The following is a 16457-nucleotide window of genomic DNA, read 5'->3' as shown; positions in this document are numbered from 1 at the left end:
GCCACTGCAATAGTGGGTTTGAAGGTTCTTTTGCATATACGTGTTATTCAGTTGAGTAGCCCTGAAAGAATTGTCCGCTCTCCAGCTGGTTGACGAATTGCTGCAGCCATTCATAATAACGTACGGCGTGTTTTAATTTATGGAGGTCCTTAAGACATAACATCCGCTCTTCCTCCGAGGTGTCCAGCTCGAGGATCATCTCCGATAAGGAAGGGAACACTTCGTCAATAGCGCTGCGCATGACATCGATTTCCCGCTGCAGCTTCGCTGCGAAGAATTGTTGGAACGCTTTGAAGAAATCTGTTTCGACTTCATAGAGCTCTTTACGGTCAGCCTTCTCTTCGAGTTTGACCATCATTTTGGAATCGATTAATGCGCGGACGGCGTAGCTCATATTGCTCTTGCTCATGTTCATGCTGGCCTGCATCTCTTCTTGGGTCATCGGCCGATCCTCGAAGAGCATAATGCCGTAGAGCTGGCCAAAGGAATAATTAACGCCGTACAAGTCCATTGTTTTTGCAATGGCATCGATGACCTTCATGCGAAACTGCTCGCGCGGCGACACCGGTTCTTTTAGTTTCCCCGAAGTGACTTTCTTCACGTTCTACGCCTCCGCCTCCGAATGTACAAGGGTTCCGAGAAATTATACCAAACCGATGGGAGAAACGAAATAACCTTGTTTATTTAGTTCAATAATTATTGAATTTAAATCATTAAATACGTGAATATGCTGTTATTGGACAAAAATTAAATATTTATTGAACAAATTGCGATTGATGAAGGCGTATGATATGAGTATAGTGGTAATGAGGGGGATGAAGACTTGAATCAATTGACGGCAGCAGGTGTTAGTTATCCGATTGATGCTATTTTATTTGATAAGGACGGCACGTTAATCGATTTTATCTTCACTTGGGGCAAATGGAGCGAGCATATGCTGGACGCGTTCGCTAACCAGCTCGAGGCAAACCAATTGCCGCCGATGCAGCTTGATATCGCAACCCTATGGGGGACGCGTCATGCCTCGAATGGGGAGATCATCGACTACGATCGCAATGGTCCCCTTGCGATGGGCACGATCGATGATCTGGTTGCCGTGCTCGCCTGGCAAGGTTATCTCGCGGGCCTATCATGGGCCGAGGCGAAGCTCGCCGTGCAGCAATGCCGGCAATATGCGGATGAGCAGCTTAACGTGGCGCGAGCAGCCAAAGCGCTTCCCGGCGTCATTCCTTTCCTGGAGCAATGCCGCGAGAACGGGCTTACCCTTGCTGTCGTAACTGCGGATGAGACCGAGGCAGCCGTCAAGCAATTGGAATGGCTTGGGCTTACGTCCTATTTTGCAGCCTGTATCGGTACGGATCAGGTGGAGCGGGGCAAGCCGTTCCCGGATATGGTGGAGCTGGCCTGCTCGAGGCTGTCGCTTTCTCCTTCGCGGGTGGCTGTCATCGGGGATACCAATGGCGATATGAAGATGGCCCGATTCGCCGGAGCGGCAGTTGCCATCGGTCTTGCGGCCGACGCTAGTGATGGCGCTAGGGCGAAGCTGCCCGATGCGGATGCCGTTATCGTCTCTATGTCTCAATTAGAACTGCGTAAGCAGCTATGATGAAAGGTGAGAGCACCGTGGGTTGGATTCTATTAGCGATTGCTATCGCCTTCGAGCTAACCGGTACGATTTCGATGAAATTGTCCGCAAGCTTCACGAAGCTGATTCCTTCGATTATCATGTTTGTCTGCTATGCAGCAAGCTTCACATTAATTAATTACGCGCTTGGTTATTTGCAGGTTAGCGTTGTCTATGCCGTTTGGTCAGGTGTCGGAATCGTGCTGATTACGATTGCCGGGTATTTTATTTTCGACGAGAAACTGCCTCCGGTCTCCTTCTTATGGATTGGTTTGATCCTTGTTGGTGTTATCGGATTGCAAGTGAGCAGTAAGGGGCATTGAAACCGACTTTAAAGGGGGATATTTGCATTCTATGGAAATCAAAATTAATCAAGAGCTCTCGGAGCGGCCTTTGCTCTCCTTCCAAGTCATAACGGACACGCATATTAACAATGATCCGGCGCATGAGCATAATCGGAATTTGGAGCGGGCGCTGGCCGATATTGCGGCGAATGGTGAAGGAAGCTGCGGTATCATGCATGCCGGCGATTTGACGGATAACGGGTTTATCGAGGAGTATGAGGAATTTAACCGGATTTGGAATGCGAGCCGAGAGGCGCTCCCGAAGTTGTACGTGACGAGCGGCAATCATGATATTGGTGATGAATGGCAGCATCACATGGAGCTATTCTTAGCGCAAACCGGCATGAGCGGCATGTATCATGACCATTGGATTGAAGGGTATCATTTTATCTTCCTCGGAACGGAGGAGGGGATCGGTCTGTACTGCACCTTATCGGAGACGCAGCTTGCTTGGCTGGATGCGAAGCTTGGCGAAGAGGCCTCGCCCGATAAGCCGGTGTTTGTCTTCTTGCATCAGCCGCTGAAGGATACGGTTGCAGGCTCGCTGGAAGCGCAGAACTGGTATGGCGTCACGCAGGATGCGGAGCTCAAAGCCGTGCTGGCCAAACATCGCCAAGCGATTCTATTCACCGGTCACACGCACTGGGAGCTGGATGCACCGCATAATTTCTTCGACGGGGGCGGGCAGCTGCCGGCGATGTTTAATGCCGCTTCGACGGCTTACCTATGGACCGATGAGGATGAGCATAAGGACGGCAGTCAAGGCTATTATGTAGAAGTGTATCCCGATCGTGTGCTCGTGATCGGCAGGGACTTTGAACGAGGCGAATGGGTGGAAGGCGCGCAATTTCAAGTGAATTATCCGGTCTCATCTTAGTTGTAGCAGGGCACCTTTGTAGGTGTCCTATTTTATTGTTGTCATTCGGACTTGGTGGATGTATTATTTTACCAAGTTAATTGGCGGGAGGACGCTGTGAATGGCATTGTATAAGCAAAGCTTGCAGACCGAAATCAGGAAGCCGATCTCGATTGGCTATCAGCTCTTTCTGCCATCGGGCTATGACGAGCACGAAGAGAAGAATTGGCCGCTGATCGTGTTTCTTCACGGCATTAATCGTCGCGGCGACGACCTGAGCGCGCTTGACGGATACGGGCTGCCGGCAATTGCGGAGAGCCGCGGCATTTTCAAATTTGTCGTCGCGGCTCCGCAGTGTAGGACACATTCGTTCTGGCCGATCGAGCGCGATGGCGTGATGGCGATGATCGATCATCTCGTTGCGACCTGCCGGATTGATGAGCGGCGTCTTTATTTAACCGGGTTTAGTATGGGCGGCAACGGGGCATGGGATCTGGCGGCTCGTTATCCGGAGCGCTTCGCGGCGGTGGCTCCGCTCTCCGGTTGGTACCAGCCCGAGGCAGCGGCCTTGCTGAAGGACGTCCCGATCTGGGCGTTCCACGGCGAAGACGACGATGTTGTGCCAGTGAGCGGCACGCGCGATATGGTGCAGGCGCTCCAAGCGATCGGCGGCAATATCGCCTTCACGAGCTACCCGGGGCTGAAGCACCCCATCATGAGTGAGACGTACCGGAATACGGAGTTGTACCAGTGGTTTTTGCAGCATGAACGGAGAGAGAGCTCAGCCGGTTAGTGGCTGGGCTCTTTGCTTGAAACGGAGCTGTGAGTGTGCTGTGCGTGCAACCTTCTATGTAGAGCGGCCGTCTGGTGAGGTAAAGGGGGGAGCTGGCATGAATAGAACTAACATCATATTGATCGCACTGATTGCGCTCGCATGTGCATTCTATGGAGGATTCCTCCTCGGCTCGCATCAGAACAAGGCAGGGGAAGGGGCGGTCCAGGAAGCAATCGCTTCAAGATGGATCAAAGGGGATAAACCTCCATTACCGAAGATCGTTATCGATGGGGAAACGATTCCCGTGAAACTAAGCGCCTACTCGTGGTGCGGCTCATCCGCTCGGGATTCTGCAACCTGCACAAGTGTGGATGCATCTATACCGGAAGTGGAATCCGTCGTCGTCGGAGGTGGTGCTCTAATAGAGCAAGTCCCGCCGCCGGGGATTAAAGAGTTCACGCTGACCCATACAAGCAAGGATTATCAGGGTGATCCCTACTACGTCCCCGCCGAGAAAGGTGTTTACTTGTACCACATTCATTGCGAGTGGTTCCTTGACCAAGGGCAGGCAGAGTTTTATTTTGCGGTTGAGGTGAAATAGATCGGAATAGAGGCGACCTAGGATGGGTCGCCTTTGTTGTTGACTCCAATGCCCTTCAACTGGGGGCTGTCCGCTGTCCTCGCTCGATTGTCGATGCTATCGCAACAGTTTCTCAGCAGACTTACACGCTAACGAACCACTGAGGGCTTATTTTGGGAAAAAGAGTGCTTTTGAAAATCTAACGGATCCTACAGGTCTTATTATTGAATTTACAGCCTTATATTGTTCGAATTTCACCGAATAAGACCTCTACGGTTCGTTAGAATTTTCGAATCGCAAAATGACAACGGGTGGATCGTTCAGGAACAAACTGCTTAGTTTGCAGGAGCGGCGAACGAGGCCTCTGGTGCTTGCGCAGCACGACACAAAAAAAGCTTTCTCAAAAAGCCGCCCTAATGCGGCAATTTTGAGAAAGCATTATTATCAAACCGGCTAACCTACCATCCAATCGCGGCGCAGGGTGAACATGTCCTTCAGCGCTTCGGTCGACAGTTCGGTGATCCAGCCTTCGGAGCTAGTGATGACGTTGTCGCTCAGTTGCTGCTTGCTCTCCAGCATTTCGTCGATGCGTTCCTCCAGCGTGCCGAGCGAGATGAACTTGTGCACCTGCACATCGCGAGTCTGGCCCATCCGGTATGCCCGGTCGGTGGCTTGGTTCTCTACAGCCGGGTTCCACCACCTATCAAAGTGGAAGACATGGTTCGCCGCTGTCAAATTCAGCCCGACTCCTCCGGCCTTAATGGACAGCACAAACACGTTCGGCTGTTCCGCAGCCGGAAGAGACTGTGACTGGAACTGCTCGATCATCCGGTCGCGGCCCGTCTTGGACGTTCCGCCGTGCAAATAGAGCACCGGCTCCTGCAATTCCTGCCCCAGCACCCGCTGCAGCATCTGCCCCATCCCAATATACTGCGTGAAAATCAAACAGCGCTCGCCTTCCTCGCGCAACTCCCTTACCATCGCCAGCAGTCGCTCCAGCTTAGCCGATCGGCCGATCAAGGGCTCCGTAGCCAGCAACCCTTCCTCATCCGGTTCCGGAATCGGTTCCTTCGTGAGCAGCATCGGATGATCACATAGCTGCTTGAGCTGGGTAAGCGCAGCGAGAATGGCGCCTTTGCGCTCAATGCCCTCCAGCGACTGCATCTTCTCCATCAGCTGATTAACTGTCTGATCGTAGAGCGCGCCTTGCTCTGCGGTGAGATTAATGTAGGTTTTCATCTCATTCTTATCCGGCAGATCGAGCTGAATCGCGGGATCCTTCTTCTTGCGGCGAAGCATGAACGGCTTCACCAGCTTCTGCAAATCCTGCGTACGTTCCTCATCACGCGCCTTCTCGATGGCTTGGCTGAATTGCTCATTGAAGGCGCGAGAGCTGCCGAGATACCCCGGATTGATAAAATCATAGATCGACCATAGCTCGGAAAGTCGATTCTCAATGGGAGTACCGGTCAGCGCAATGCGGTGCCGAGCAGGGAAGCTGCGGACGGCCACAGATTGTTTGGTCCCGGCGTTCTTAATGTTCTGCGCCTCATCCAGGCAGACCGAAGACCAGTTAAAGCTGCTGATTGTATCCTGATCCAGCGCAGCAGTAGCAAACGAAGTGAGCACAAGATCCGCTTCCTTCGCCTCTGCGAGGAAAGCTTCGCCGCTCTGCCGCCTGCTTCCGTAATGAAGCATGATGCGCAGCGAGGGGGCAAATCGCTTGAGTTCCTTCTGCCAATTGCCGAGCACGGAGGTCGGACAAATAAGCAGGGACGGCACCGTATCACCGCCGCCATCACCACGACCACCGCCGTTAAGCTCAGTCATCTCCTTCACATGGAGGAGGTAGGTAATAAACTGAACGGTTTTGCCAAGCCCCATGTCGTCGGCGAGACAAGCGCCGAGCCCGAAGCGGCGCAGGAAGGCGAGCCATGCAAAGCCATCCCGTTGATAGCTGCGCAGCTCCGCCTGCAAACCCGCAGGAATAGGGACCGAAGGCCATTCTGTCTGCTGCGTCAGCTGCGCCATGAGCTTCGTCAGATGCTCATTAAGCTCCACTTCAAGCTGAACACGGCCCGGATCTGCCTCGCCACCGATAGCGCCGCCGCTATCTGCGGCACCGTCAACCGCACCATCCGCACCGTTCCCAAGCAAATGCAGCTGCATAATATCTTGAAAAGACAAGCCGCTGCTGCGATCCACACTAGCCATCGCTTTGCGAATTTGCGCGAGAAGCACCGGATCCAGCGGCACCCAGCGGCCCCGGAAACGAACGAGACGTTCGCCGCGGGCAACAAGCTCCATGAATTCCTCCTCGGTCAGATCGGTATCCCCGATTGCAATCCGCCAGTCGAAATCCACGAGCGAATCAAGACCGAACAGCGAACCGCCGCCGCTTGTGCGATCGCCGCCTGCGCCCGGACGAACCTTGGCCCGCAGCCGAGGTTTCTTGCGACTGGCTGCTTCCCACCAGGCGGGAAGCAGCACTTGCCAACCCGCTGCGAGCAGCCGCTGGCTGCCCTCGGTCAAGAATTGCCATGCATCAGCGTCGGTCAGCGGGCAATTCAAGACATCGTCGTCGCCGCCCTCAAGCTGTTCTGCAGGCAAGCTTGCCTGCAGATGCGTCAGCCAAGCGGCCGAACGCTCGCGCACATGCGGCGTCCAAGAAGTCGGCCACGAGCCTAGCGCCGAGCCATCCCTCGTCAGCCGCAGCGGAACGAGCAGCGAAGGCTCGCGCTTATCTTGCAGCACGAGCGCAAGCTGCCACTCATCCTCGCCTTCATCCGACGGCTCAAGCAGCTGCAGCAAGGGCCGGAACGGCGACATATCGGCCTTCCAGCCGGCTGCGACAAGCCAGGCCTGTGCATCCATGCCGGCTACTGCCGATGCACGATCCTTCGCGAAGAGCATCGGGAAGTCGCGGCGCAAATCTGCCGCTGTCTCTTCCGTTCCATAATAGCGCGCGTACACAGCCGCCGAGAACGCGGCGCGCAAACCGGCGAAGAAAGCATCATCTTCGCTTTCCCCACCGTCATCAACACCGGCTTCGGCCTGCAATCCATATTGCCGAAGCAGCCCAATAGCCTCGGCATCCAGCTGCGCCTCGTCCCAGATCCACTGCAGCTTGCCGCTCCGGTAAGCCGCGAAGCTTGGCGCATACTTCCGTTCCTCTAGACATGCGGAGAGAACAGGTGCCAGCTTTACCAGCGCCTCGGCATCATTTTCCCAATTCCACTCCATATGCTCCAGCAGCCGGCGCTCGCCAAAGAAGGAAATGACATGCTCTGAGGGGAGCAGCACAAGTTCCATGTCCTGGACCTTCTCGATCTCCAGCTCCGTTCCGTAGAAGGAAGGCGCGTGCCATGCGAATAGCCGATGCTTCACGTATACGCCCGTTACGAGGAGGCCCGGTATCGTGCCGTGAATGAGTGCATCCCCATGCGAAGTCAGGCTGACTTGAACCGAGATCGTCTCCGTGTACGTGCTCATGACAGCAATCCTCCTTTCCGAAGCTCTTCTTGCAAGGCCCGAAGGCGGCTGTGGCGGGCAACAAAACCGCCGATGAAGACTTCCCAGCGCTCGTCCTGCTTGGTTTTCTTATACAGCTTGTTCAGACGTTTCAACAGCTTCACGGCAGCCTTATAGCTGTCTCTATTCTTCAGCAGCACGTAACGCTCAACAGCTTGATGGTAGAAAGGAAGCAGCAGCTCCGGCGCTTCTTTCTCGATCGGCTTCAGCACACCGACCTTAAACTCAAGGGGTTCTTTACCAGAGCTGATTTGATAATCCATCCACTGCTGCCATCTGCCGTAGGTCAGCAGCGCCTCTTCGTAGAGACTGCGGGAATAGGGGAGCATGGCGCCAAGCGTCGCCCACATCCGCGGCTCCGCATCTTGAACATGCGCGAGGGCAGTCTCCCAATAGCCGCCATAGGAATTGAAGTCATCGCTGCGATAACGGCTGAGCATCGGACCGACCTGTTCCAGCCAGTTCACGAGCCTTGGCCATGCCTCAGCCTGCACGAGCGCTTCTAATAAAGGGTCTACTTGGCTCGGCTGCAGAGAGGCTCGTTTACCTTCTGCTTGAAGCAGCGCCCAAGCGTCCTCGTCTTGGTGCAGTTCGAAGAACAGCAAGCATTGCGCCAGCATCCAAGGCACACGGGACAGATGCTGCCCATGTACGTCTTCGGCCTGCTGGAGCTCGCGCAATTCGTCTTGCACCAGCTCTTCGCTGCCATCCAAGTTTGGCCGGATCCACTTCATCCAGAACAGCTGATACAGCTTGGCAAAACAGTTCAAGCTGCGATCTTCCCTCAGCATATGCGCTCGCAAATAAGCCAGCGTTTCCTTCAGGCGCGGCCAATAATCGGACTCTGAACCAATAGGCAGCGGTTCGGTCAAACAGCGAAGCGCAGCTTCGAGCAGCTCATCCATCGCAAGCTGGGTATGATACCCCATGAAATGGCCGGAATGGCGCCAGTCCTCCTGGGCCGGCTTCACCAGCTTCTCCAGCACGAACAAGTAAGCATGCAGATTAAACAGCTGCTCCGGCACCAGTGTGAGAGGCGGCTTCATGCTGTGGATGCCCGAGAGCATTTCCTTCGCTTCCTGCAAGAAGCGAGGGCTGTGATTGAAAGGGCCTAACGTCTTGCCAAACCGCGCATGCCACTCGGCAATGCTCAGTGCTGCGAGCTCATCCGCACGAAGTGCTGCGGGGCGAACGGGCGGTTGAGCCTTTCCGGTCCCTATAGTGCCTTTAGCTGCGGCATTTGCATGAGCAGCTGCCGCGGAGCGAGCATTCACAATGGCATGCACGGAACGCCCTTGCGAGGCGGCGTAATAGAGCAAGACTGCGATAATATGCTTGCAGCCTTTCGATTTGACAGGACAAGTGCACGTGCTTTCCGGAAGATCATCCAAGTACAAACTTACATCGTACATCTCTGAGCCGTCCACCGAAGCTTCTATTACTGTAGGTTCGGTCATGATGGCCGAATGGACCCGGTCCTGTTTATAGTATTGGAAGCCTCGTTTGATCGTGAGGTCGTCGAAATGGGTACCCACCTGCATAACGAGCGCGGTCCACTCGGTGTCATTAATGGAAAAAGGGAGTGATATCGTCATAATCGTCTCCTGCAATTGAATTCTCATAAACTGCATTCTATTATATCAGGTTTCGATTCACACAAAGGCGAACAGAGACAATATTCCTGTAAAATTCATCGGCAGCCCATAGAATACGTGTATCTATGACTTTCCCTATGCTTGCAGGTTAGGTTTTTTGATTTGGGGGAAGCTAGGTCAACAAGGTTTACAGGAGGCGCTGCAAGACATGGACAACCTATTTAAGCTGCAAGAACGTGGCACTACGGTGTCAACCGAAATCATGGCAGGGATCACGACGTTTCTAACCATGGTTTATATCGTCATCGTAAACCCGGGCATTCTGAGCGAAGCGGGCATGGATTTTCACGGCGTATTCATCGCAACGGTGCTGGCCAGCATAGTCGCAACGCTAATTATGGGTTTATTCGCAAACTATCCGATCGTTATTGCGCCCGGGATGGGGTTAAACGCCTATTTTGCCTTCAGTGTCGTAGGTGGAAGCGGGATATCGTGGCAGGTGGCGCTTGGAGCCGTGTTTGTTGCGGGAATTCTGTTCGTGCTGCTGTCACTCACTTCGTTCCGCTACGCGCTGCTCGATGCGATTCCTACAAGTCTGAAACATGCCATCACGGCAGGGATCGGGTTGTTCATTACCTTCATCGGCTTGCAAAATGCAAAGATCATCGTCGACTCTCCGGCAACACTGCTGACACTGGGCGATCTCTCTGCGCCGATGACGCTGCTTACTATAGTAGGCCTTGTTATTTCTCTTATATTAATGGCTTACCGTGTACGTGGGTTTCTATTTATAGGCATGATCATTACAGCCATTATTGCGTCGATAACCGGGCAGATGCACTTTCCCGATGCCATTGTTTCCATGCCCAGCGGACTGTCTGCAACAGCCTTCCAGCTGGATATTGGCAGCGTGTTTACGAAAGGGCTCTATTCGGTCATTTTCACCTTCCTGCTGATCACCTTGTTTGATACAACAGGAACCATGCTGGGGGTGGCCGAGCAGGCCAATCTGTTACAAGACAATAAATTCCCGCGTTCGCAAGGAGCGCTGCTGGCTGATGCTGCCGGTACAACGGTTGGTGCGCTGCTTGGAACAAGTCCGACTTCCGCTTATATTGAATCCAGTGCAGGCGTTGCGATCGGCGGCAGAACAGGGCTTACAGCTGTAGTCGTTAGTATCCTTCTCGCGGTAACCTTATTCTTCTCACCTGTGGTATCCATACTGGCAGGCATTCCGGCAATTACGGCGCCTGCACTTATTATCGTCGGTTTCTTAATGCTGAATGTGCTGCGCAAAATCGAGTGGCATGATATCGAGGAAGCCTTCCCTGCATTCCTCATCGTTGTCCTCATGCCATTAACGTATAGCATAGCGACAGGCATCGGTGTAGGATTTATCGTCTATCCGGTTCTGAAGCTGGTACGCGGCAGAAGCAAAGACGTCCACCCGATCTTCTATTTGTTCGCGGTCTTATTTTTCATCCAGCTCGCATTTTTCAATCATTAAAAAAAGTTTGAAAAGTATGAGCGAAATTTTCTTGCATACAACTTGTACTCTAGAAGAATTCTAACATTTGCTTGCTATACTGACAGAGCAGCAAACAAATGTAACCGCCACAGGGGATAGGAGTCAGTCAGCATGAATAGAGTCGTTGGATTGGGAGAATGGGTTTGTTCAGGCAACCAAGTAGAGACTATCACAACCTTCTCCCTGTCCACCTGTGTGGCGGTTACAGCTTACTGCCCGGTTAAGAAAGTAGCGGGCTTAATTCATATTGTGCTTCCGCAGCCGCTTTCCGTGAAGGACGAGCTCAATCGACCGGGCCATTTTGCCACAACAGGCGTTCCATTACTTATTCGCAAGATGGTGGAGCAGTTTGGCTGCCGCAAGCACAACCTGATTATCCAGCTGTTCGGAGGCGCACAGCCGAAGAAGCGTGATTACTTCCGGATCGGAAGCCGCAACCTGGAGCAAGTGCAGCTCATGCTGCAGCACATGAACATAGAGCCCATTAAGGCTGAAGTCGGCGGCCAAGTAAGCCGTACGCTTATTATGAGTGTGAAGACAGGCGAGATTAAGCTCTCCACGTTACCTCTCAGTTCGTAAGTTGAGTAGACAATCGGCGATCTTACATTTAGAGGAAAATTCACCATTGTTGTCGAATGATGACTGATAAACCTATCAAGCAGGTGCACAGACATGACGACTTGGATAAGTACAACCACAATTATAGGTGCAATTTCAGCGGCTCTCTTAGGGAGCCGCTTCTATTACGTTCGGATGAGCAGAGCGGTGGCGCAGTTCAAGGCGCTTCAGTTGGAATATGCGACCTTGCTGCGAGAGCAGCAGGGGATTACGTTTAAGATTAAGAAGGTAGATGGCCGCTATCATTACACGATGGCTGACGGCCAACTGTTCTATAGGATCGGGCTGACGCAAGCGGACATCGGCAAGACCATGGAAGATATCATGCCGGAGGGTATGCATGCTTATATTAGAAGTGTGTACGACCGAGCATGGGCAGGGGAACAGTTTCAATACGAGTCCGAGCTAAAGGGATATACCTATCTGAACAGTGTCATGCCGATTAGGAAAGACGGAGAAACGGTGGAAGTCATCATAGTTGGCAGCGACATCACCGGGCGGAAGAAAGCGGAGCAGGACATACAAGAAAGTGAAGACCGCTATCGTCGCTTGGTGGAGTTGTCACCGGATGCCATTCTGGTCGTCATCGACAGTAAAGTTGTACTCGCCAATCAGAAGGCCGTTCAATTTCTGGGTGATGGCAGTCTGGAGCAGTTAATGGAGCGTCCGCTTCGGGATATGGTGCATCCGGATTATTTGGCGAGAGCAAGCAAGCATGTCCAGCAAGTGCTTGAGAACAGGGACGTCCTGCGGCCTTTCGAGAGCGTATATTTGCGCATGGATGGGCAGTCGATCGATGTGGAAGTGACAGCATCTTGGATGCAATATAATGGCGAGCCCGCCGTTATGGTCATTTTCCGAGATATCACGCAGCGTAAGCTTGAGAAACAGCAATTGCAGGAAACGAATAAGCTGCTTTCTCAACTAGCCCATGTCGACGGACTGACGGGCATCGCTAACCGCCGACATTTTGATGAAATGTTCGACAAAGAGTGGGAGCTGGCTGTTCAGGGGGCGCTTTCGTTGTCGGTTATCCTTTGCGACATCGACTATTTTAAAGCGTATAATGATAGCTATGGACATCAAGAAGGGGATTCCTGCTTGCGGCAGGTCGCCGGCGTACTAAGCAGTTTACCGCTGCCGAACGGCGGATTTGTTGCGCGATACGGCGGTGAGGAATTCATCGTGCTGCTTCCGGAAACGAACATTGAAGATGCAGCGGTGTTTGGCAGCATGCTGGGCAATCAAATCAAGAAGCTGGGTATCCCGCATCGTGCTTCGCACGTTAGCAGCTCGGTTACAATTAGTGTAGGTGTAGCAGCCTTAAGGCCGACGGTCTTGATCGACAAAGAGATGCTCGTTCGGCATGCGGACAAGGCACTCTATGAGGCCAAGCAGCAGGGTCGGAATCAAATGAAGGTCTATGGCAGTGAATCTTTGATTAAAGAAGGTGTGTAGGCAGGTGGCCAAGCAGAAGTTTTATGTCGTTTGGGTAGGAAGAAAGCCAGGCGTATACAGCAATTGGAGTGAGTGTCAGGCTCAAACGAGCGGATTTGACGATGCGAAATTCAAGTCCTATGAAACAAAGGCAGCAGCCGACGAAGCCTATCAAGGCGGATGGAAGAAGCATTGGGGACAAGGCAGCAGCAGCGCCTCGAGCAGTTCCGGGCAGAACTTTAAACGGAAGAGCTCCGCAGCGGAAGCAGGCAGCGAAGAGATAGATTATAACAGCATCTCCGTAGACGTTGGCACAAACGGTAATCCCGGACCCGTGGAATATAAAGGCGTGGATACGCAAACGGGCGAAGTGATCTTCGCCGTAGGCCCGGTATCCAAAGGCACGAATAACCTCGGAGAGTTTCTCGCCATTGTACATGGGCTGGCTTATTTGAAGAAACTTGGCAGTAATAAGACGGTATACAGCGATTCGATGAATGCACTCAAATGGGTGAGACAGAAGGAAGTATCCTCTACGCTTGTCAGGGATGCGTCAACGGCAGAAATTTGGGGCATGGTAGACCGTGCCGTCAAGTGGCTGCAAACCAATACGTATTCGAATAAAGTACTCAAGTGGCAGACGAAGCAGTGGGGCGAGATTAAAGCGGATTACGGGCGCAAGTAAGCGTCCGTTCTACGCCGAATACAGGCAGATGATTGGAGTATGCATATGGCTTTTCAAGAGATGACCGAACAGGAATGGCTGGGACAGCCCAAAGCGAAGAAGGGGCGGGAAGCGATCTACTTCTTCACGCCGCTATGCGGGACATGCAAGCTGGGGCTGCGCATGCTCGAAATCGTAGAAGCAGCCGGCAGCACGACACCGATTCGGACGATGAATATCAATTTCTCACCGACCCTGCGAGATGAATGGCGAATCGCCAGTGTACCTTGTCTCGTCCTTCTGGAGGATGGAGAGCCGGTCCGGTTCGAATACGCGATGAGGTCTGTTGATGACCTCTATCGACTGCTTAAGTAACGTTCCTTTCCTCACAGATCGGAACGTTTTTTTTCTATTTTTTTTGAGAAAAAATAGAAATCTAACAGTTACTAAATAACTTTACTAACGACTGTGTGGTACATTAGTATCAGATTAGTCCAAAAGCACGATTTTTGGTGGAATTTGTCGAAAATGCCGCTTTACTACATATAGATGCTGATTGAGGAGGCGGAGTTTGTGAAGGCGAATTTCAAGCCCTTTCTATTTATATTATTATGCTCTACCTTGCTGGTCGCCGGAATCAGCTTCTTCTCTTACTCACAGTCCAAGTCCATACTGAAAGAGAAGATGACGCTCTCGACGCAGCAGATGGTTATGCAGTCTGTCGATAAATTGAACCTCACGTTACGGAGTTATGAGGACCTGACGTACAACTTTATTACAGACGGCGTGATCTTAAGCAATTTGGCCGATTACAGCAGCACCAGCAGCGGACAGCTGGAACGTTACACCGCTTCGAATGCGATCAAAACAACCATTGCCGTCCGTTTCTTCAGCAAAGGCGAAATCACGGCCGTCCACCTCTTGCCTCGGGATTCCGATTTGAAGGTCATCACGACCACCCCTCCTGATGTACCTAGTATCGATTACACCCATACCGATTGGTATAAACAAGCTTTGGCCGGAGGCAGGATCGTATGGCATGAAACGAAGAGCGAGGGTTACATGTCCGGCTTGTCGTCGTTTGCGATCAGCCGCAATTTGACACTGAGCTCCGGCCGACGATATCTTCTCATGGTCGAGATTAGTACTCGTGTGTTGAATGATACGCTCTCCGATAGACAGCTTGGGGACAGCGGCGAAATTGTCATGTTAGATGGGAGCAACCATCTGCTAAGCGCGGCGCGTGGTGCCGGTGAAGGAGAGGTTTACGCGGTTCCTGCACTGAACCGGACCGATATAGACAAGGATGCCTCCTTGTCGACGATCGATACCGCTACGATCAAGGTGAACGGCACGCAGCAGTTGATTGTGGCCGGCAAGCTGTCCACCGCGGGTTGGAAGGTTGAGGCGGTGATTCCGGTCTCGGAGCTTGTGAAGGATACACGTAAAATTCGCAATACAACACTCGCAAGCGTGCTTACCATTGCGATTGTGACGTATTTGCTCAATTATTTGTACCAGCGCAGGCGAAGTGATGCCAGGATCCGCTATATGGCGTATCATGACCATTTGACCGATTTGGCCAACCGCAAGCTGTTTAACGAACTCTTGGAGAAGGAGATCGTCATTGCCAAGCAGCATGGGCAGCGTTTTGCCGTCCTGTTTATTGACTTGGATCGACTCAAGATCATTAACGATACCTTCGGACATGGTGCGGGTGACAAGCTGCTCGTTGATATTTCGGATAAGCTGAAGCGGCACCTCAATAAAGCCTTCACCATTGCACGATTTGGCGGGGATGAGTTTCTTGTATTAATGCCTCAAATCAGTGAGTATGACGAGGTTGAAACGGTTATTTATGAAATTGCAGCACTCATCCAACAGCCTATTTATTATCAGGATAAAGAATTGTTTGTTTCCGCCAGCATCGGTGTCAGTATTTATCCGCACCACGGCGAGGATGGACAGTCGCTCATTAAGAATGCCGATATGGCGATGTACAGCGTCAAAGAAAGCGGACGAAGCAGTCACAGGTTTTACGATGCAGCGATGGATAAGAAGTCCTACGGCAACCTGTCGCTGGAGCGGGATTTGCGCAAGGCGCTGGAGCGGGAGCAGCTGCTGCTGATGTATCAGCCGCAATACGAGCTCGCAACCGGACGAATCGCCGGTGTCGAGGCGCTGGTCAGGTGGAGACATCACGAGCATGGACTCATTTCGCCGGCTGAATTTATCCCGATCGCCGAGGATTCCCGTCTCATCATTCCGATAGGGGAATGGATTCTATATACAGCATGCAAGCAGAATAAAGCATGGCAAGACGCCGGATTACCCGCGGTGCAAGTTTCCGTCAACTTATCCATTCATCAATTTCAGAGCAACGGCATTATTGAAACGGTATCGAATATTTTGCAACAGACAGGACTTTCACCACAATATCTGGAGCTTGAAATTACGGAATCGATTGCGATGCAGGATGTCGAGAAGGTTATTCTTACGCTGCAAGGCCTTTCTGAGCTGGGTGTCAAAATTTCCATCGATGACTTTGGAACAGGATACTCTTCGCTCAGCTACTTGAAGAACTTCCCCATTCATCGACTGAAGGTGGACAAGTCCTTCTTGGACGATATGATCCAGAACCCGAAGGAGCGTGCGATTGTCGGAGCGATCATCGTCATGTCGCACAGTTTGAATTTATGCGTAACGGCCGAAGGCGTCGAGACGATGGAACAAGTGAAGCTACTGAGCGAATTGAACTGTGACGATGTTCAGGGATACATATTCAGTCGTCCTCTCTTACCAGAGGAATGCGCGAATCGTTTAGTCGAAAATGTCAGTTATGCAGGCAGGAGGCTATAGCTATGGGAGTTCATCCTACTAGAAAGCTGCGCCCGTTTGTTTACGC

General features: G+C 52.3%; 14 protein-coding genes. 11 read left to right on the top strand and 3 right to left on the bottom strand.

Annotation, left to right across the window (positions count from 1 at the left end; all coding sequences use genetic code 11):
• Positions 1-43: 43 nt before the first annotated feature.
• Positions 44-601, bottom strand: coding sequence for a GbsR/MarR family transcriptional regulator (locus tag AC0YNS_RS20575; RefSeq protein WP_475782842.1), 558 nt, complete (start codon positions 599-601; stop codon positions 44-46).
• A gap of 222 nt (positions 602-823) precedes the next feature.
• Here AC0YNS_RS20575 and AC0YNS_RS20570 point away from each other — a divergent pair, with 222 nt between their 5' ends.
• The 5 genes from AC0YNS_RS20570 to AC0YNS_RS20550 all read left to right on the top strand — a co-directional run bounded on the left by AC0YNS_RS20570 (position 824) and on the right by AC0YNS_RS20550 (position 4200).
• Positions 824-1606 carry an HAD family hydrolase gene (locus tag AC0YNS_RS20570; protein WP_475782841.1) on the top strand — a complete coding sequence of 261 codons (783 nt, stop codon included), beginning with the start codon at positions 824-826 and terminating at the stop codon, positions 1604-1606.
• Positions 1607-1623: 17 nt separating this feature from the next.
• Positions 1624-1947, top strand: coding sequence for a DMT family transporter (locus AC0YNS_RS20565; RefSeq protein WP_475782840.1), 324 nt, complete (start codon positions 1624-1626; stop codon positions 1945-1947).
• A gap of 31 nt (positions 1948-1978) precedes the next feature.
• Positions 1979-2845, top strand: coding sequence for a metallophosphoesterase family protein (locus AC0YNS_RS20560; protein WP_475782839.1), 867 nt, complete (start codon positions 1979-1981; stop codon positions 2843-2845).
• A 100-nt stretch (positions 2846-2945) separates the two neighbouring features.
• Positions 2946-3617: a carboxylesterase family protein gene (locus AC0YNS_RS20555; protein WP_475782838.1), complete on the top strand. Its 672-nt coding sequence runs from the start codon at positions 2946-2948 to the stop codon at positions 3615-3617.
• Positions 3618-3714: 97 nt separating this feature from the next.
• Entirely contained in the window at positions 3715-4200 is a 486-nt protein-coding gene (locus AC0YNS_RS20550) for a hypothetical protein (protein ID WP_475782837.1), read from the top strand.
• A gap of 432 nt (positions 4201-4632) precedes the next feature.
• Here the strand turns inward: AC0YNS_RS20550 and AC0YNS_RS20545 are convergent, their stop codons facing one another.
• Both AC0YNS_RS20545 and AC0YNS_RS20540 read right to left on the bottom strand, forming a co-directional pair.
• Entirely contained in the window at positions 4633-7671 is a 3039-nt protein-coding gene (locus tag AC0YNS_RS20545; RefSeq protein WP_475782836.1) for a DEAD/DEAH box helicase, read from the bottom strand.
• A complete protein-coding gene (locus AC0YNS_RS20540) occupies positions 7668-9332 on the bottom strand; it encodes an SWIM zinc finger family protein (RefSeq protein WP_475782835.1) in 1665 nt (554 codons plus the stop codon). Before AC0YNS_RS20540 ends, AC0YNS_RS20545 begins: the two co-directional genes overlap by 4 nt.
• A 181-nt stretch (positions 9333-9513) precedes the next feature.
• Here AC0YNS_RS20540 and AC0YNS_RS20535 point away from each other — a divergent pair, with 181 nt between their 5' ends.
• The 6 genes from AC0YNS_RS20535 (at position 9514) to AC0YNS_RS20510 (ending at position 16411) form a co-directional block, all read left to right on the top strand.
• Positions 9514-10812, top strand: a complete 1299-nt coding sequence (locus AC0YNS_RS20535) for an NCS2 family permease (RefSeq protein WP_475782834.1) — start codon at positions 9514-9516, stop codon at positions 10810-10812.
• 132 nt (positions 10813-10944) lie between these two features.
• Positions 10945-11412 (top strand): chemotaxis protein CheD, encoded by a 468-nt coding sequence (locus AC0YNS_RS20530; RefSeq protein ID WP_475782833.1) that lies wholly within the window; start codon positions 10945-10947, stop codon positions 11410-11412.
• A gap of 93 nt (positions 11413-11505) precedes the next feature.
• Complete coding sequence (locus AC0YNS_RS20525; protein ID WP_475782832.1) at positions 11506-12909, top strand: GGDEF domain-containing protein; 1404 nt, start codon at positions 11506-11508, stop codon at positions 12907-12909.
• A 4-nt stretch (positions 12910-12913) separates the two neighbouring features.
• Positions 12914-13573 carry a ribonuclease H gene (gene rnhA, locus AC0YNS_RS20520; protein ID WP_475782831.1) on the top strand — a complete coding sequence of 220 codons (660 nt, stop codon included), beginning with the start codon at positions 12914-12916 and terminating at the stop codon, positions 13571-13573.
• 45 nt (positions 13574-13618) lie between these two features.
• Positions 13619-13927 carry a thioredoxin family protein gene (locus tag AC0YNS_RS20515; RefSeq protein ID WP_475782830.1) on the top strand — a complete coding sequence of 103 codons (309 nt, stop codon included), beginning with the start codon at positions 13619-13621 and terminating at the stop codon, positions 13925-13927.
• A gap of 198 nt (positions 13928-14125) precedes the next feature.
• Positions 14126-16411: a putative bifunctional diguanylate cyclase/phosphodiesterase gene (locus tag AC0YNS_RS20510; protein ID WP_475782829.1), complete on the top strand. Its 2286-nt coding sequence runs from the start codon at positions 14126-14128 to the stop codon at positions 16409-16411.
• The last annotated feature ends 46 nt before the right edge of the window (positions 16412-16457 follow it).

It is taken from the genome of Paenibacillus sp. J22FR21 (genome assembly GCF_056269135.1).
The sequence above is the reverse complement of the archived record's forward strand: the minus strand, read 5'-3'. Positions and strand labels throughout refer to the sequence as shown.